Below are 16,214 nucleotides of genomic sequence, written 5' to 3'. Positions count from 1 at the left end.
GCGGTTAAACAGGGCGGATACTTTCTTCGTCCAGTTCCGCATCAAAGAAACGCCGCAGCGTTTGAATCGTTGTATCGGCCAGAATCGACTGACGCGCCTGCGCCAGTTTCTCTTCATAGATAGCCTGACGCCACTCCAGCGGCGTCCGTACCGCCGGGTTGTCGTCTTCAGTAATCAGTAATTCTACAGGATGCCCGTAGTGAGCCGTCAATGCGTCCAACAGCGTCTTTTGCGCCGCAGGCGAATTCAGGTGCCGCTGGGATGAACGCAGATGCAGATGGATCTTACCTGCTTCTTCGCTCTCTTTAAACGCATTGAGTGCCAGCTGTTGTACCAGCTTTGGCAACGTCAGGCGATGGATTTCCGCCGCCCATGCATCCCGCTCCAGTGACTCTTCCGCTAGCCGTGCCGCCAGTTCAGGCGTTTTTTCGTGCTCTAATGCTGAACGCAACGCTTTTGGCGTCGCTACGTCAACCTTCTCTTCTTCGACTTTATTCTGCGCCCGCCAGCGATAGGCTTCCGGTTTTTTGGGTTCGGAGGAAGAAGTTTTCGCGTTTTGCCGTTGAATGCTGCGCTCAGTCACCGAAGCCAATCGCTCCAGCGCTGAGGTTGCCGGCCGCGTGTTGTCAGACGCTGCCGGATCAGCCTTTTTTGGTGGCGTACTCCCCTGTTTTCGCAGGAGCTGGCTGCGAGCCTGTAATAGCTGAGAAGTTGCATCAGGCAGCTCGCTCTCACTATATTGATCCGCAGACCCCGTTGAAGCAGGCATTTCTCCTAGCGGCGGCTGCACGTCTTCAGGAAATTCACTGCTTTGCGGCATTGGCGCACGAACCGTCGCCGATGTCGTGGCAACAGGCTGCTGTGCAGGAGTCTGGAGAGAAGTCTGAATAATAGAAGGCGCACGCGCAGCACTCACTGGCGCTACAGGCTCGGCGATAATTTGACTGGGATGAAACGCCAACGCTCTCAGTAGCGCCATTTCAACGCCCATCCGGCGATCGGGCGCAAAAGGCAATTCTTTGCGGCCAATGAGCATTGTCTGGTAATAAAGCTGTACGTCCGCTGGCGGCAGCGCGCGCGCTAACTCTCGCATACGCGCTTCAACCGCAGCGTAATCATCACCCAGCGCAGCGGGCAGCAGTTGAACCATCGCAATACGATGCAACAGCGTCTGAGTTTCTACCAGCAGCGATTCCCAATCCACACCTCGTGCCGCGACTTGATCTAATAGCGACATGACCTGTGCCCCATCGCCTTTCGCCAGCGCTTCAATGAGTGCTAGCGGTTGCTCATCGTCCAGCGTGCCCAGCATGTTGCTGACGGAATCCGTCGTCACCTGCCCTTGCCCCATAGCAATAGCCTGATCGGTCAGACTCAGCGCATCACGCAAACTCCCATCAGCAGCACGAGCCAGAAGCTGTAACGCACGCGGCTCACTGACGAGATTTTCAGCCTGTAATACCTGTTCCAGATGCGCGCGAATCTGTTCAACATCCAGCGCTTTGAGGTGAAATTGCAGACAGCGCGACAGAATGGTCACAGGCAACTTCTGTGGATCGGTGGTCGCCAACAGGAATTTCACGTGCGGGGGCGGTTCTTCCAGCGTTTTCAGCAGCGCATTAAAGCTGTGGCGCGATAGCATGTGTACTTCGTCAATCAGGTACACCTTGAATCGCCCACGCGCAGGGGCGTACTGCACGTTATCCAGCAGATCGCGCGTGTCTTCGACTTTAGTGCGAGACGCCGCGTCAATTTCGATTAAATCGACAAAACGGCCCTGTTCGATTTCGCGGCAGTTGCCACACTGGCCACACGGCGTTGCCGTCACACCCTGTTCGCAATTCAGCCCTTTTGCCAGCAAACGGGCAATCGACGTCTTCCCGACACCACGGGTGCCAGAAAACAAATACGCATGATGAATTCTGCCTAGGGAAAGGCCGTTAGCCAACGCGGTCAGGACATGCTCCTGACCGACAACATGGGCAAAGGTTTGGGGACGCCACTTACGGGCAAGAACCTGATAGCTCATCAATACCGCAACAGTCGAGTTATTGAGGCGATCATGCTAACACAGCCACGCCGCTATCGGCGAGACTGTTATGATTAATGTCCGGGGAAGTCAACCAGGCTATAGCAGGTGACACCCATCTCGGTCAGGCGTTGCTCGCCACCCAGATCGAACAAATTGATGATAAAAGCGGCATCATTGACCGAACCACCCAGGCGACGGATCAATTTCACCGTGGCTTCGAGCGTACCGCCGGTTGCCAGCAGATCGTCGATCACCAGAACATTATCGCCAGCGGAGATTGCATCTGCATGAATTTCCAGCGTATCTGAACCGTATTCCAGTTCATAGCTTTCACTGATAGTCGCACGTGGCAGCTTGCCCGGTTTACGCACGGGAACAAAACCTACGCCTAGCGCCAACGCAACTGGGGCGCCAAACAGGAAACCACGCGCTTCAGTACCGACAACCTTCGTCACACCAGTGTTGCGGTAACGGTTTGCCAGCATCTCAATACTGGCCGCATAGGCCACAGGATCTTCCAGCAGGCTGGTAACATCACGGAACAGTATGCCCAACTTAGGATAATCGGGGATGCTTTTGATACTGTTTTTAATTAATTCTGCCTGCTGTGCTGTTACGGTCGTCATAGTTGTGCCTGATAAAACGTTCTGAACATACCAATGCCGGTCGCCACAAGGCTTTCATCATCGCATGATGCGATGAATAGGCATTATGACAAAGAGGAAAAATGGCGACCCGTGCACGAAAACGGTCAAATCTAGTCAAAGTGACGGATAAATGCAACCACCCGCACTCTGGGTGTGTATTTTTTGTCTGTCCGTCACAGAGGCCGCCGCTTACACTATCTTTTCGGATTCGCACTCTGCGTTTGTTGTTCTGGATCAATCACGGGTAAACGAAGCATGAAGGTCAGCAAAATAGCCAAAATGACCAACAGCAAGATCCTGACCCAGACGAGCTTAACCAGCCAGAGCGAAAGCGCGAATGTTAACAAAATCATGGTGACAGCCTTCCATTTTGCCCCCGGCGGCAACGCCCGATGCTGCTGCCAGTGGCGCAGATAGCGACCAAACCAGGATCGGTACAGTAACCAGTCATGGAAACGCGGGGACGAGCGGGCAAAACACCAAGCGGCCAGTAACAAGAAAGGTGTGGTCGGCAATAAAGGCAACACGACCCCTAACGTTGCCAGCACAACAGCAACCCATCCCAATATCATCAGCAACACGCGATACATATTCACCTTTCTGTTTTGTTCACTACAACTATGTTTTGTCTGTGACAATGTCCACCACACTTTATCACCACCTTGCCTGATGGATTAGTTAAGATATCCTCATGCAGTGCAGTAAAGCGACGTAGACTAACGATGCCGATATATACCACGCGCCGACACACCGCGCGAAGCTAGCTCGCTGAATAATCAGCTGACCATAAGGGAAAAAAGTGAACACGCATCGATTGCTACAAGCGCTTGAACAACAAATTAATACGCTAGCGAAAGAGCTTGAGCCGCTGGCGGATAAAGCCGTGCCGCAATCGCGTTTTGATCGTCAACTTTTTAGCAGCTACGGCACCCGGCTACGTGATTATCGCGCCGAAGTTGAACAAAATTTACAAGCGATAAAGCAGTTAGTAGCAGAGCAGCGCACCGATCGCGTGGCATTTTTGGCTGAAAAGCTGGTCAGCCAGATAGCTGCATTGCAGCGTGAGCTGGCAACGCAGTCATTACGCAGGCAGGAGCAAAGTAACGCACCACAGCCGGAAGATCTGTATCACAAGCTCGCGGAACATCAGGATTATGAACGCCGTCTGCTTTCTATGATTCAGGATAGAGAAAGCCTGCTCATCACGCAGACGCAATTCAGCGAGCAACAGCGGCTGCAAAAAGAGCTGGCTGCGCTCGAAGGACGGCTATCCCGCTGCCACCAGGCACTATTACGTCTGGAACGTCAGATCGAACGCCGGGAACAAGGGCTGTAGCGCGGCGGCTTCGCCGAGAAAGAGGAGGAACTGATTCATGTCACTTGAAAACGCCCCATCTGAAGTCAAGCTGGCGGTCGATTTGATTATGCTGCTGGAAGAGAACCAGATCGAACCCCGTATCGCGCTAGCCGCATTGGCAATAGTACGAACCGATTTTGAGAAAAAGCTCTCACAAGAAGATGGTGACGCTAAATCCTCCGCCTAAGGTAAAAATAGCTCAGGAGCTTAAAGGCAACAGGTATTAGCGCCGTCGATCAACAGCTTATTCAGCGGGTTTACGTAGCGCCGAGCTAAAATGCAGCATATCAATAAAAGCATCCACCAGCGCGGAGGCTTCCTGATCGAGATCGAAACTTTCCGGCATAAATAGCCAGTTTTCCATCACGCCAGAAAAGTAGGCACGCATCGCAATCGCCGCACGACGTGGATGAATGTCCGTCGGCAACATCCCCACCCGGATGCACTTAATCAGGTTTTCTTCAATATCGACATAGCAGGAGAGATAAAGCTCTTTGCGCGCATTGTACGATTGCAACATTTCACCGACAAACTCACATTTGTGAAAAGCGATCTCCATAATGGATCGCCAATGCGTATCACTAACGGTTAAACGCAGCATATAAATCAATAATTCACGCATCACGCGGAGTGGATTATCAGGGAATTTTGTCTGATACTCTATTTCAAACTCACTGATTTTTGACTCAGCCAGAGCCCAGATCTCATCGAAGATTTCGGCTTTGTTCTTAAAATGCCAATAAATAGCACCCCGAGTCACACCAGCAGCAGTCGCAATGTCAGACAATGAGGTCGCGGACACACCATGCTCAGAGAAGACTCTTAACGCAGTATCCAGTATATGTTTTCGGGTTTCCTGAGCCTGTTTTTTGGTTTTTCGTGCCATGATAATTTGGTTTTTCGTGCCATATCGCTGTATTTGAAGGAAAGCGTGATTTACATACATTCAAGAATGTATGTAACATAGCATGAACATAAGACTATAGCAGCAATGGGTTTTTAAGCTTGTGATCCATTGGTCAATTTCAAATCGGACACTTGAGGTTTATCTATGAACAAAAACAGAAGGCTAACGCCTCTGGCGGCAGTTCTGATGCTTTCTGGCGGCTTAATGCTCGCAGGATGTGATAGCGGCAATAATCAGCAAGGCGGCGCACAGCAGCAGATGCCTGAAGTGGGTATTGTGACGTTAAAAACAGAAGCACTGAATGTCATGACCGAACTGCCTGGCCGTACAAGTGCTTACCGCATTGCAGAGGTTCGCCCGCAGGTTGGCGGTATTATCCTCAAACGCAACTTTGTTGAAGGGTCTGACGTTAAAGCTGGCGCATCGCTGTATCAAATCGATCCTGCGACATATCAGGCAAACTACAACAGCGCCAAAGGTTCACTCGCTCAGGCACAAGCTCAGGCACAAATCGCCCGTTTGACGGTTGACCGCTATAAACCGCTGCTTGGCACCAACTACGTAAGTAAGCAAGATTACGATCAGGCCGTCGCAACATCCCGTCAGGCTGATGCCTCTGTTCAGGCTGCCAAAGCGGCAGTTGATACGGCACAAATCAATCTGGCTTATACCAAAGTCAATTCGCCAATCGAAGGCCGCGTGGGTAAATCCACAGTGACGGAAGGCGCATTGGTGGCAACCGGACAGGCGACAGCATTAACAACCGTGCAGCAACTCGATCCGATTTATGTTGATGTCACACAGTCCAGTAATGATTTTCTGCAACTGAAGAGAGAACTGGAAAACGGCACGCTGAAGCAGAGTGAAGGCAAAGCCAACGTTCGCCTGCTGTTGGAAAACGGTACGGAATATACTGAGGCAGGTACATTAGAATTCTCTGATGTCACGGTAGACGAAACCACCGGTTCCCTCACACTGCGCGCTATTTTCCCGAACCCACAGCACAACCTCCTTCCCGGAATGTTTGTACGAGCTCGCCTCGATTCCGGCGTGAACCCAACAGCCTTGTTAGTTCCTCAGCAAGGTGTTACCCGCGATCCACGTGGTCAGGCCACGGCGATGGTGGTTGGGGAAGGCGATAAAGTAGAACCTCGCACGCTTAAAACTAGTAAGGCAGTTGGTGACAAATGGTTAGTTACCGAAGGCTTGAAAGCGGGCGATCGCGTTATCGTTACTGGTCTGCAAAAAATCAGACCCGGTGCGCAGGTGAAAGCTAAAGAAGTCGCTTCAGAAAATCAGCAGACGCCGCAAGCGTCAGCAGAACCCGCGAAGTCTTAAGACGTTCTAACAGGAGCCGGTATAATTCATGGCTAAGTTTTTTATAGATCGACCCATTTTTGCATGGGTGCTCGCCATCATGGTAATGCTGACGGGGTTGCTGGCAATTGTTAAATTACCTATTGCCCAGTATCCAACGATCGCACCACCTGCGATTGAAGTAACAGCAAATTATCCAGGGGCCGATGCATCAACGCTGCAAGATTCCGTGACGCAGGTTATCGAACAGAATATGAACGGTATCGATAACCTGATGTACATGTCATCAAGCAGTGATTCTTCTGGTACGGTTCAGATTACGCTGACGTTTGACGCGGGTACCGATCCGGACATCGCACAGGTTCAGGTGCAGAACAAACTGCAACTGGCCATGCCGCTGCTGCCGCAGGAAGTACAGCAGCAAGGGGTTAACGTTCAGAAATCAAGCAGTAGCTTCCTCATGGTTGCCGCCTTCATCAGTGAAGACGGTAAAATGTCACAGGAAGATATCGCTGACTACGTGGCTGCTAACGTTAAAGATCCCATCAGCCGTACATCTGGCGTAGGTGACGCACAGCTGTTTGGTGCCCAGTACGCGATGCGTATCTGGCTGGATCCGAACAAACTGAACAACTATCAGTTAACCTCAAGTGATGTCACCGCAGCGATCAGAGTCCAAAACAACCAGATCGCGGCAGGACAACTGGGGGGAGCGCCACCTGTTCCCGGCCAGCAGTTGAACGCCTCGATCATTGCGCAAACCCGACTGAATTCAGCAGAGGAGTTTTCTAAAATCCTGCTGAAGGTTAACGCTGACGGCTCTCAGGTTCGTCTTAAAGATGTTGCCCGCGTTGAGTTGGGCGCAGAAAGCTATGACACGATTGCACGTTACAATGGTCAACCCGCTGCTGGTATCGGTATCAAGCTGGCGACAGGCGCGAATGCGCTGGATACCGCGACTGCCGTAAAAAATTCACTAACAAAACTGGAAGAGTTCTTCCCTTCTGGCATGAAAGTGGTTTACCCGTATGACACAACGCCCTTCGTTAAGATCTCGATCAACGAAGTCGTGAAAACGCTGGTAGAAGCCATCGTACTGGTATTCCTGGTGATGTATCTGTTCTTGCAGAACTTCCGTGCCACGCTGATCCCAACCATCGCGGTACCGGTCGTCTTGCTGGGGACGTTTGCTATCCTCTCCGCGTTTGGTTATTCCATTAACACCTTGACGATGTTCGCGATGGTCCTCGCCATCGGGCTTCTGGTGGATGACGCCATCGTCGTCGTGGAAAACGTGGAACGTGTCATGGCGGAAGAAGGTCTACCGCCTAAAGAAGCGACAAAACGCTCCATGGAGCAGATCCAGGGGGCGTTGGTCGGTATTGCGCTGGTCCTGTCCGCGGTATTCGTCCCGATGGCGTTTACTGGTGGTTCCACAGGGGCAATCTACCGCCAGTTCTCCATCACTATCGTTTCTGCGATGGTGCTGTCGGTCTTGGTAGCATTGATTTTGACACCTGCGCTTTGTGCAACGCTGCTAAAACCGATTGACAAAGGCGATCACGGTGAGAAGAAAGGCTTCTTCGGCTGGTTCAACAGACTGTTCGAGAAAAGCACTAATCACTACACCGATAGCGTGGCAAATATCCTGCGCAGCACGGGTCGTTATCTGGTCATCTACCTGTTGATTGTTGTGGGTCTGGCACTCTTGTTCTTACGTTTGCCGACGTCTTTCCTGCCGGACGAAGATCAGGGGGTTCTGCTGAACATCGTTCAGTTGCCTTCAGGTGCGACGCAGGAAAACACCCAGAAAATCATGGACAGAATGACACAGTACTATCTCGAAAATGAGAAAGGTAACGTCAAGTCCGTGTTTACCGTGACGGGCTTCGGGTTCTCTGGTCGTGGACAGAATGCCGGTTTGGCCTTCGCCAGCTTGAATGACTGGAGTGAACGAAGCGGTGCAGAAAATAAAGTTCTAGCGATTGCAGGCCGAGCAAACGCAGCCTTTAGCCAGTATAAAGAAGCTATGGTTTTCGCAGTCAACCTTCCTGCGATTATCGAACTGGGTACCGCAACAGGTTTCGACTTCCAGTTGATTGACCAGGCTAACCTTGGCCATGCAAAACTGACGGAAGCACGTAACCAACTGCTAGGTATGGCAGCACAACGTCCTGATACGCTGGTGCAAGTTCGTCCTAACGGGATGGAAGATACACCGCAGTTCCGCCTCGATATCGATCAGGAAAAAGCGCAAGCGCTTGGCGTGTCACTGTCGGATATCAGCTCAACGTTGGCAACCACGCTGGGTGGATCTTACGTGAATGACTTCATCGATCGCGGTCGCGTGAAGAAAGTTTACGTTCAGGCCGATGCGCCTTTCCGTATGCTGCCAGATGACATCAAGAACTGGTACATCCGGGGTAGCAACGGACAAATGGTGCCATTCTCTGCCTTCACACAGAGCCACTGGGAATATGGCTCACCGCGTCTGGAACGTTATAACGGCCAACCATCCATGCAGATCCAAGGTGAAGCCGCTCCAGGTAAGAGTACCGGTGAAGCCATGGCATTGATGGAAAATTTCGTGACCCAATTACCGCAAGGTATCGGCTACGAATGGACGGGTATGTCCTATCAAGAGCGGCTATCAGGCAATCAGGCACCCGCAATCTATGCCATTTCACTGATTGTCGTGTTCCTATGTCTGGCGGCGCTTTATGAGAGCTGGTCAATTCCGTTCTCTGTCATGCTGGTGGTTCCATTGGGGATCATCGGTGCGTTGATTGCGGCGAATATGACAAGTCTTGAAAACGACGTTTACTTTAAGGTGGGCCTGCTAACAACCATTGGGCTATCCGCGAAGAACGCCATATTGATTGTCGAATTTGCTAAAGATCTGATGGAAAAAGAAGGAAAAGGGCTGATAGAAGCAACGCTCGATGCCGTTCGTATGCGTTTACGTCCAATCCTGATGACATCACTTGCCTTTATCCTCGGTGTTATGCCGCTGGTTATCAGTAGTGGTGCAGGTTCCGGTGCACAGAACGCCGTTGGTACTGGCGTAATGGGCGGGATGATTACCGCAACCGTGCTGGCTATCTTCTTCGTTCCAGTGTTCTTTGTTGTGGTCCGCCGTCGCTTCGGCAAGAAAGTGGACGATACAACAACGCACTAAGACCGAATCCCTTCCGATATACTCGAAAAGGCCGCCTAGCGGCCTTTTTTACGTCCCTTCCCGAGTCTCCCATGACTAACCTAGGCTAAGCAGTACTATGCGCTATTTGGCTAAGGTTCGTTGTCTCTATAGTGGCTTAGAGAATGCTGACGTCTACCGCAACATAATAGTTGATCCTGATGCTAAAAAAGCGCAACATACTAGATATGTTATAACATAACAATCAGAGGCAACTATGAAAGTGGGTATTCATCCTGACTATCGCACAGTGGTATTTCATGATACCAGCGCGGATGTCTATTACAGGACTGGGTCAACCATTAAAACCGATCGAACCATTGAGCTTGAGGGTACCAGCTACCCTTACGTCACTATTGACGTTTCTTCGGCATCGCATCCCTATTACACCGGGAAGCAAAAAGAATATTCCAAAGAAGGCAGCACAGCGCGCTTCCAGCAGCGTTTTGGGAACTTCTTCAAGTAATCAGAGAGGCTATTAAATGCAGGTGCTTAGTTCGCTACGTTCAGCAAAGAATCGTCATAAAGATTGTATTGTGGTCCGCCGTCGCGGGCGAGTTTATGTTATATGCAAATCCAACCCGCGCTTTAAGGCCGTGCAAGGCGGGAAAAAGAAAAAAGGTTAATCTTTCTCGCGCCCATCCCGATACAGTCAGTGTTATGACGCGAACAAGACTGTACGGGATGATTCGCATGAAAAAACTGCTGAAACAGTAAGATAACGCATACCAACAACCCTTATCCGTTGAGTAATCTCTTCGCATTCCTTCTGCCATTTCTCATATTTTCAGATAGAAATAATTAAATAATCAGCAGCCGAGTTTATTCTATGCTCATTGTTACAACAAAAATTCTGAGAATTAATCAAAATAAATAGCAGTGAAAACCTTACCTATTATCCGCGAACTTTACGAACACTTTTGCTATAGTCATATATAGAATGACGTAACCGTAACCAGCATGGTATAGCTATACTTAAGGTTAAGTCATGAGATGTTGCTATTTACGCCAACGCTATTTCGCGACATAGTAGATACTGAGAGGTACGATAATCACTGTTTTCTCATTCATTACAGAACAAATCACAATGGTTCAACGCCCTGTCTGTAACAGCATGAATACGAAACAACGTTAACGTTTTATCTTGTAAGCTTCATCAGTCTACCTGTTTACCAGGTGTTAACCGCAGTAACACTGAATAACGGCTTAACGGAGGGATTGATATGGATGAGTACACACCAAAACATTATGATATTGCCCAACTCAGATTCTTATGTGAGAATCTGTGTGACGAAAGCATAGCAACGTTAGGCGATAGCAGTCATGGCTGGGTTAATGATCCAACATCTGCGATCAATCTCCAATTAAATGAACTTATTGAGCATATTGCTACGTTTATTCTCATATTTAAAATAAAATACCCTAACGAAAGTGAACTTTCAGAGCAGGTTGAAAAATATTTGGATGACACTTACGTTTTGTTTAGCAACTATGGTATTAATGATGCTGAACTACGGCGCTGGCAGAAGTCCAAAGCAAAACTATTCGGAATGTTCTCAGGGGAGAACATCTATACGCCTGCTAAAACTTAAGCAATAATTTATTTAAATTTTTAACCACCAGGTATTGTTTGCATAGGCCATTATGAAAAAAATCGACTATTTGATGCGTTTACGTAAATGCACAACCATTGATACTCTCGAACGCGTTATTGAAAAGAATAAGTATGAGCTCTCCAATGATGAACTGGAGATGTTCTTTTCCGCAGCCGATCATCGCCTGGCAGAACTGACGATGAACAAACTCTACGACAAAGTCCCCACCGCAGTGTGGAGATACGTTCGTTAGTTTCTAACAAAGCGCATACAAAAACTAACATTATATACACTGCGCCGATAATATTATCGGCCTTTGTTTTTATTATATTTTTGATGTGTTAATTAAAATACAATTGTAACAAATTGTATTTTAATATTAAGCAAAACGACACTCCCCCTCATATTTCATGCCTATCTGTCCACTGCCCATCATTTCCACTTTAAATAATTTGATTTTTAGGGCAAGGAACTTCCAATGGACTTACTCAGGTGAGTGAACGCAGCCAATGCTAATACACTTGAAGTATGATGGGTATATAACCACCACGTCGATAACATCACTAATAGCATATCCCCTGATGAAAGCAGAAGACGTCATAATTGCCGAAATTATTACTTACCAGGCAAAAGTGTACTCCCTTTGGAAAGATAGAGTTCAGCAAATGATGTCTGTAGAACGAGGAATGGCAGCTTTAGATTTAAGGCAGACAGCCAGACTTATAACAGAGAACTGAAATTATGGATAGAAAATGAAAGCCAATCTTGACGGAAAAACCGTTATACAAGCTTAAATTGGTGGAGACCCTGCCAGCTACATCCCGGCACACACGTCTCCTGCTGCGGCTGCTTCCTTCCGGATCTGACCGAGTCCACAGGTTAGTGTTGCGGGAGAACCGACAGGGCCTCCATTGACAACTTCACGACAATTTTTAGATAACAATTTGTGCTATCACACTTCTTGTTATACCTACACATGCCACAAAGCGGTGTGCATTATCAGCGATGAGATAGGCAATTGCAAGCTAACGCAGACTAACCGTTGTTTTCTTACCCACCTCACTATGCCACTATGATATTCAATCGGTTTAGGAACAGCAGGAACATACACTGATGTCAGAAGAAAACGATAACTTCCGCCAACGCATTTTTCAAATCGTCGCGGCAATTCCCTATGGAAAAATAGCGACCTATGGCGACATTGCACAGCTTGCCGATTCGCCCAGAGCATCAAGACAAGTGGGTGGTGTATTAAAACGCCTACCGAAAGACAGCAAACTCCCTTGGTATCGAGTAATCAATCGTAAAGGTGAAATATCGCTGGTCGGTGGAGATTATCTACGCCAGAAGTCAGCGTTACAGGCAGAGGGCATAATTTTCAATCGCCAAGGGAAAATTGATCTTACCAAATATCGCTGGCAATACGCGCCGTAGAAGCGTGTATTGCCAAATAAACTACCAGGTTGGTTGCGTTGTCGCTGGCTTCATATGCGGTGTTTGATTTTCTGGGCTAGCTATCATGGATTCCTGATTTTTAGTGGGTAAGGGAACAGAAGCGACAGGTATCATCACCAAATCGGCATCATTCACTCCATTGCTAATGACTGGCAGGACGTTCTCCGTCACCATTACGATACGATCGTCTATCGCGACCGCGGCGCTGAGTAAGAGACGTGCATTGGGCTGAATGTCAGCTGGATTATATGGTAACTCGAATTGGAAAGGAGCCTGCTTTCCTTCTGTACGCATCACGCGTTGAGTAATCACTTTTGAAGGCGCATCTGCTAGCGATGCATCAGACACCGTAACGGTCAAAACGGTGTTGTGGGGTAACGCGATACGTTGACGGATGTTTACAGTCCCAGTTACCGCAGGCATCACAACAGCTGGGCGCTGCGCAGAAGCACTGGTGACGGGCGCACCAGTCTGAGGAGAAACGCCATAATCACTCCTCTGTGCACATGCAGTCAAAATCATCAATAACGTGATACCACTTAAGATATGCCATAATTTCATTCAGTCAGTCTCCTTTATTATTGCCACTGGCCTTCGAAAACCAGCACTTAAAAATAGTATAATTCACCCAATACAATAATAATGGTACAAAACTCTGATTTTTTCCTGAAAACCACACGTTAATTACAGCAAAAAACCATAATAAAATATTTTATAATCCACAAAACAAAGACATAACACACCACCGCATATATTAAGGCCGATATCATGAGTCAATCACTACAACACCTTCTCGACCTCCTGTATTTAGAGAAACTCGAAGAAGGGCTATTTCGCGGACAAAGCGATGATTTAGGGCTGCGCCAGGTTTTTGGTGGACAAGTCGTCGGTCAGGCCATGTCAGCCGCTAAGCAGACCGTTCCTGTCGAGCGCAATATTCACTCTTTTCACAGCTATTTTTTGCTACCTGGCGACAGTCAAAAACCGATTATTTATGACGTTGAAAATCTGCGCGATGGCAATAGTTTCAGCGCGCGCCGCGTTAGGGCTATCCAGAATGGTCGCCCTATTTTTTATATGACGGCCTCATTTCAAAGTCATGAAGAAGGGTTTGAGCACCAGAATGTGATGCCAAACGTCGCACCGCCTGAGGATCTGAAATCCGAGCAGGAAATCGCACAAGACATGCAGCACCTTCTGCCGCCCCGCTTTCGCGATAAATTTATTCAGGCCAGCCCGATTGAGATGCGCCCGGTTAAATTCCATAACCCACTAAAAGGCGAAGTGGATGAGCCAGTGCGACACGTCTGGTGCCGTGCCAGCAGTCCGCTACCCGACGATAAGCGTATCCACCAATATCTACTCGGCTATACGTCTGACTGCAATTTCCTACTCACGGCCTTGCAGCCTCACGGCGTTGGCTTTTTAGAACCGGGTATGCAGGTCGCCACAATCGATCACTCGATGTGGTTCCATCGTGATTTCCGGCTGGATGACTGGCTGTTATATACCGTAGAAAGCACGTCTGCATCCGGTGCTCGTGGTTTCGTGCGTGGGCAATTCTATACCCGGGAAGGCGTGCTGGTTGCATCCAGCGTGCAGGAAGGCGTCATACGTCGCCGCCAGCCGTAAACCTTGCGGCAGCCTCGTAACGTAAAAAACCACCTCATCAGGAGGTGGTTTAAGACTGATAATAAAGCAGGCGTGGAGTTTCCCCACGCCTGCTTACTGTACTCAAACGATCTCACTGATTAATTTACGCGATCTTATTGGTTGTAAGCACTCTCGCCATGACTGTTGACGTCCAGACCTTCGCGCTCTTGATCTTCAGGTACACGCAGGCCGACAATCATATCCGCCACTTTGAAGGCAACGAATGCCACCACGCCGGACAACACCAGACAAACAATGACGCTGAACAACTGAACCCAAACCTGATGCGCCATCGTCACACCTTCCGCATATCCAGTACCACCCAGTGATGCTGAGGTAAATACGCCAGTCAGGATACAGCCAACGATACCGCACACGCCGTGAACACCGAACACATCACACGGGTCATCCACACGCAGCCATCTTTTCAGTACCGTTACGCCCCACAAGCCTGCAACGCCACCAGCCAGACCGATGATCAGGGCACCGCCGACGCCAACCGTACCCGCTGCTGGCGTGATTGCCACCAGACCAGCGATACAACCAGAGCATGCGCCCAGAAGAGAAGGCTTACCACGTACCATCCACTCACCGCCAACCCATGCCAGAATTGCAGCAGCAGTCGCGACAACGGTGTTCAGGAAAGCCAGAGCGGCGATACCGTTCGCAGCACCTGCAGAACCGGCATTGAAACCAAACCAGCCGATGTACAGAATCGCCGTACCGATAAATACCATTGGCAGGTTATGCGGTTTGAAGGCTTCTTTGCCAAAACCAGCACGTTTGCCCAGCAGGTAAGCACCCACCAACCCAGCAACCGCGGCGTTGATGTGAACCACCGTACCACCAGCGAAGTCCAGCGCGCCATCCGCAGCCAGATAGCCACCGCCCCATACCATGTGCGTCATCGGCAGGTAGGAGAACGTCAGCCACAGCGCAACGAAGATCAGCACCGCAGAGAAACGAATACGCTCAGCAATCGCACCGACAATCAGCGCGACGGTGATGCAGGCAAAGGAAGCCTGATAGGCCACATGTACAAATTGATAATAGGTGCCGCTGATGGACTCAATCCCGATACCTTTCAGCATAAACGTGCTGAAACCACCGAAGAAAGCATTCCCTTCGCTGAACGCCAAGCTATATCCGTAAACGACCCACAGGATACAAACCATCGCGAACGTTACGCTCACCTGCGTCATCATGGACAAAACGTTTTTAGAGCGAATCAGGCCGCCGTAAAACAGTGCAATGCCCGGTATAGTCATAAAGAGTACCAGCGCGGTACAAATCATAATAAAAGCGTTATCCGCTTTATCAATCGTCGGTGTCGCAGCCATTGCCCAGGACGGGAGTAATGCCGCCACACCGAGACCTAATGAAGAGAGTAGTTTTTTCATTTTCATCCATCCCTATTTACGTATCTACGCTAGGTGTTGTTAAAGTGCGGCTTCGTCAGTTTCACCCGTACGAATACGGATAACTCTTTGCAACTCGGCGACAAAAATTTTGCCGTCACCAATTTTTCCGGTGTACGCGGCTTTGCTGATGACATCGATCACTTCATCCAGTTGATCGTCTGCAATTGCGATATCAATTTTTACCTTGGGTAAAAAGTTGACGCTGTACTCCGCGCCGCGATATAGCTCCGCGTGCCCTTTCTGACGACCAAATCCTTTCACCTCAGTGACGGTGAGTCCCTGGATGCCGACAGAAGATAACGCTTCACGTACATCTTCCAGCTTGAATGGTTTTATCACCACAGTAACCAGTTTCATTTATCTTCCCCCTAGCCATTACGTTCAGGCTTTCGCCCGTCACTTGTTCGATTACGTGCTCTATGAAGTAGGTCTACGTCATGACTAAAGCAAAGGGTGTGCCATAAATGATTTATCTGGCATAAATCAGGAAAGAGAACGCGATTAACGATAAGAAAGGGCAAAAAGAAAACAGTATGGGAAAGAAATTCAGGAAGATTTGGGCAAAAATCGCACCAATATGGTGCATGAAGAGTGTTTTTAGTGCAACTCGGGGGGAAACCAGAATCACGATGCT

At 49.2% G+C, this 16,214-nt stretch carries 17 protein-coding genes and 1 other RNA gene; 10 read left to right on the top strand and 8 right to left on the bottom strand.

The window, feature by feature from the left end:
* Nucleotides 1-4: 4 nt before the first annotated feature.
* The 3 genes from dnaX to K7X24_RS05120 all read right to left on the bottom strand — a co-directional run bounded on the left by dnaX (nucleotide 5) and on the right by K7X24_RS05120 (nucleotide 3,269).
* On the bottom strand, nucleotides 5-2,029 hold the full coding sequence (dnaX, locus tag K7X24_RS05130) for a DNA polymerase III subunit gamma/tau (RefSeq protein ID WP_224553430.1): 2,025 nt from the start codon (nucleotides 2,027-2,029) through the stop codon (nucleotides 5-7).
* Nucleotides 2,030-2,103: 74 nt separating this feature from the next.
* Nucleotides 2,104-2,658: an adenine phosphoribosyltransferase gene (gene apt, locus K7X24_RS05125; RefSeq protein WP_224553428.1), complete on the bottom strand. Its 555-nt coding sequence runs from the start codon at nucleotides 2,656-2,658 to the stop codon at nucleotides 2,104-2,106.
* Nucleotides 2,659-2,873: 215 nt separating this feature from the next.
* Nucleotides 2,874-3,269, bottom strand: coding sequence for a DUF454 family protein (locus K7X24_RS05120; protein WP_224553426.1), 396 nt, complete (start codon nucleotides 3,267-3,269; stop codon nucleotides 2,874-2,876).
* Nucleotides 3,270-3,478: 209 nt separating this feature from the next.
* Here K7X24_RS05120 and priC point away from each other — a divergent pair, with 209 nt between their 5' ends.
* Together priC and rsmS are read left to right on the top strand one after the other, a co-directional pair.
* A complete protein-coding gene (gene priC / locus K7X24_RS05115; protein ID WP_224553424.1) occupies nucleotides 3,479-4,015 on the top strand; it encodes a primosomal replication protein PriC in 537 nt (178 codons plus the stop codon).
* A gap of 37 nt (nucleotides 4,016-4,052) precedes the next feature.
* The gene (gene rsmS / locus K7X24_RS05110) at nucleotides 4,053-4,223 is read left to right on the top strand and encodes a pleiotropic regulatory protein RsmS (RefSeq protein WP_224553422.1); all 171 of its coding nucleotides are present in this window, start codon (nucleotides 4,053-4,055) and stop codon (nucleotides 4,221-4,223) included.
* A 57-nt stretch (nucleotides 4,224-4,280) separates the two neighbouring features.
* Here the strand turns inward: rsmS and acrR are convergent, their stop codons facing one another.
* Complete coding sequence (gene acrR, locus K7X24_RS05105) at nucleotides 4,281-4,922, bottom strand: multidrug efflux transporter transcriptional repressor AcrR (protein WP_224553420.1); 642 nt, start codon at nucleotides 4,920-4,922, stop codon at nucleotides 4,281-4,283.
* A gap of 165 nt (nucleotides 4,923-5,087) precedes the next feature.
* Here acrR and K7X24_RS05100 point away from each other — a divergent pair, with 165 nt between their 5' ends.
* The 6 genes from K7X24_RS05100 (at nucleotide 5,088) to K7X24_RS05075 (ending at nucleotide 11,304) form a co-directional block, all read left to right on the top strand.
* Entirely contained in the window at nucleotides 5,088-6,281 is a 1,194-nt protein-coding gene (locus K7X24_RS05100) for an efflux RND transporter periplasmic adaptor subunit (protein ID WP_224553418.1), read from the top strand.
* 28 nt (nucleotides 6,282-6,309) lie between these two features.
* Nucleotides 6,310-9,438, top strand: coding sequence for an efflux RND transporter permease subunit (locus K7X24_RS05095; RefSeq protein ID WP_224553416.1), 3,129 nt, complete (start codon nucleotides 6,310-6,312; stop codon nucleotides 9,436-9,438).
* A gap of 235 nt (nucleotides 9,439-9,673) precedes the next feature.
* Complete coding sequence (locus K7X24_RS05090; RefSeq protein ID WP_224553414.1) at nucleotides 9,674-9,922, top strand: type B 50S ribosomal protein L31; 249 nt, start codon at nucleotides 9,674-9,676, stop codon at nucleotides 9,920-9,922.
* A gap of 16 nt (nucleotides 9,923-9,938) precedes the next feature.
* Nucleotides 9,939-10,082 (top strand): type B 50S ribosomal protein L36, encoded by a 144-nt coding sequence (ykgO, locus tag K7X24_RS05085; RefSeq protein ID WP_005976091.1) that lies wholly within the window; start codon nucleotides 9,939-9,941, stop codon nucleotides 10,080-10,082.
* 597 nt (nucleotides 10,083-10,679) lie between these two features.
* Nucleotides 10,680-11,048: an Hha toxicity modulator TomB gene (gene tomB / locus K7X24_RS05080; protein ID WP_224553412.1), complete on the top strand. Its 369-nt coding sequence runs from the start codon at nucleotides 10,680-10,682 to the stop codon at nucleotides 11,046-11,048.
* A 52-nt stretch (nucleotides 11,049-11,100) separates the two neighbouring features.
* On the top strand, nucleotides 11,101-11,304 hold the full coding sequence (locus tag K7X24_RS05075) for an HHA domain-containing protein (RefSeq protein WP_005976087.1): 204 nt from the start codon (nucleotides 11,101-11,103) through the stop codon (nucleotides 11,302-11,304).
* 552 nt (nucleotides 11,305-11,856) lie between these two features.
* On the opposite strand, the gene ffs is transcribed toward K7X24_RS05075, so the two are convergent.
* Nucleotides 11,857-11,953: signal recognition particle sRNA small type (ffs, locus tag K7X24_RS05070), an RNA gene on the bottom strand.
* Between the two features lie 211 nt (nucleotides 11,954-12,164).
* On the opposite strand from ffs, the gene K7X24_RS05065 reads away from it, so the two are divergent.
* Nucleotides 12,165-12,485, top strand: a complete 321-nt coding sequence (locus K7X24_RS05065; RefSeq protein WP_224553410.1) for an MGMT family protein — start codon at nucleotides 12,165-12,167, stop codon at nucleotides 12,483-12,485.
* Between the two features lie 21 nt (nucleotides 12,486-12,506).
* On the opposite strand, the gene K7X24_RS05060 is transcribed toward K7X24_RS05065, so the two are convergent.
* Nucleotides 12,507-13,067 (bottom strand): YbaY family lipoprotein, encoded by a 561-nt coding sequence (locus tag K7X24_RS05060; RefSeq protein ID WP_224553408.1) that lies wholly within the window; start codon nucleotides 13,065-13,067, stop codon nucleotides 12,507-12,509.
* Nucleotides 13,068-13,274: 207 nt separating this feature from the next.
* Here K7X24_RS05060 and tesB point away from each other — a divergent pair, with 207 nt between their 5' ends.
* A complete protein-coding gene (gene tesB, locus K7X24_RS05055) occupies nucleotides 13,275-14,138 on the top strand; it encodes an acyl-CoA thioesterase II (protein ID WP_224553406.1) in 864 nt (287 codons plus the stop codon).
* 134 nt (nucleotides 14,139-14,272) lie between these two features.
* Here tesB and amtB read toward each other — a convergent pair whose 3' ends face one another.
* Nucleotides 14,273-15,559, bottom strand: coding sequence for an ammonium transporter AmtB (amtB, locus tag K7X24_RS05050; protein WP_161973278.1), 1,287 nt, complete (start codon nucleotides 15,557-15,559; stop codon nucleotides 14,273-14,275).
* A 39-nt stretch (nucleotides 15,560-15,598) separates the two neighbouring features.
* On the bottom strand, nucleotides 15,599-15,937 hold the full coding sequence (glnK, locus tag K7X24_RS05045; RefSeq protein ID WP_002208627.1) for a P-II family nitrogen regulator: 339 nt from the start codon (nucleotides 15,935-15,937) through the stop codon (nucleotides 15,599-15,601).
* Nucleotides 15,938-16,214 lie beyond the last annotated feature (277 nt).

Source organism: Pectobacterium versatile, from assembly GCF_020166435.1.
GTDB lineage: Bacteria > Pseudomonadota > Gammaproteobacteria > Enterobacterales > Enterobacteriaceae > Pectobacterium > Pectobacterium versatile.
The sequence above is the reverse complement of the archived record's forward strand: the minus strand, read 5'-3'. Positions and strand labels throughout refer to the sequence as shown.

Bases quoted from the DNA above. Each gene is read 5' to 3' on its own strand.
- tomB (WP_224553412.1), top strand. From the start codon at position 10,680: ATGGATGAGTACACACCAAAACATTATGATATTGCCCAACTCAGATTC.
- K7X24_RS05120 (WP_224553426.1), bottom strand. From the start codon at position 3,269: ATGTATCGCGTGTTGCTGATGATATTGGGATGGGTTGCTGTTGTGCTG.
- K7X24_RS05100 (WP_224553418.1), top strand. From the start codon at position 5,088: ATGAACAAAAACAGAAGGCTAACGCCTCTGGCGGCAGTTCTGATGCTT.
- rsmS (WP_224553422.1), top strand. From the start codon at position 4,053: ATGTCACTTGAAAACGCCCCATCTGAAGTCAAGCTGGCGGTCGATTTG.
- dnaX (WP_224553430.1), bottom strand. From the start codon at position 2,029: ATGAGCTATCAGGTTCTTGCCCGTAAGTGGCGTCCCCAAACCTTTGCC.
- ykgO (WP_005976091.1), top strand. From the start codon at position 9,939: ATGCAGGTGCTTAGTTCGCTACGTTCAGCAAAGAATCGTCATAAAGAT.
- K7X24_RS05090 (WP_224553414.1), top strand. From the start codon at position 9,674: ATGAAAGTGGGTATTCATCCTGACTATCGCACAGTGGTATTTCATGAT.
- glnK (WP_002208627.1), bottom strand. From the start codon at position 15,937: ATGAAACTGGTTACTGTGGTGATAAAACCATTCAAGCTGGAAGATGTA.
- K7X24_RS05060 (WP_224553408.1), bottom strand. From the start codon at position 13,067: ATGAAATTATGGCATATCTTAAGTGGTATCACGTTATTGATGATTTTG.
- K7X24_RS05065 (WP_224553410.1), top strand. From the start codon at position 12,165: ATGTCAGAAGAAAACGATAACTTCCGCCAACGCATTTTTCAAATCGTC.
- amtB (WP_161973278.1), bottom strand. From the start codon at position 15,559: ATGAAAAAACTACTCTCTTCATTAGGTCTCGGTGTGGCGGCATTACTC.
- acrR (WP_224553420.1), bottom strand. From the start codon at position 4,922: ATGGCACGAAAAACCAAAAAACAGGCTCAGGAAACCCGAAAACATATA.
- K7X24_RS05095 (WP_224553416.1), top strand. From the start codon at position 6,310: ATGGCTAAGTTTTTTATAGATCGACCCATTTTTGCATGGGTGCTCGCC.
- tesB (WP_224553406.1), top strand. From the start codon at position 13,275: ATGAGTCAATCACTACAACACCTTCTCGACCTCCTGTATTTAGAGAAA.
- K7X24_RS05075 (WP_005976087.1), top strand. From the start codon at position 11,101: ATGAAAAAAATCGACTATTTGATGCGTTTACGTAAATGCACAACCATT.
- apt (WP_224553428.1), bottom strand. From the start codon at position 2,658: ATGACGACCGTAACAGCACAGCAGGCAGAATTAATTAAAAACAGTATC.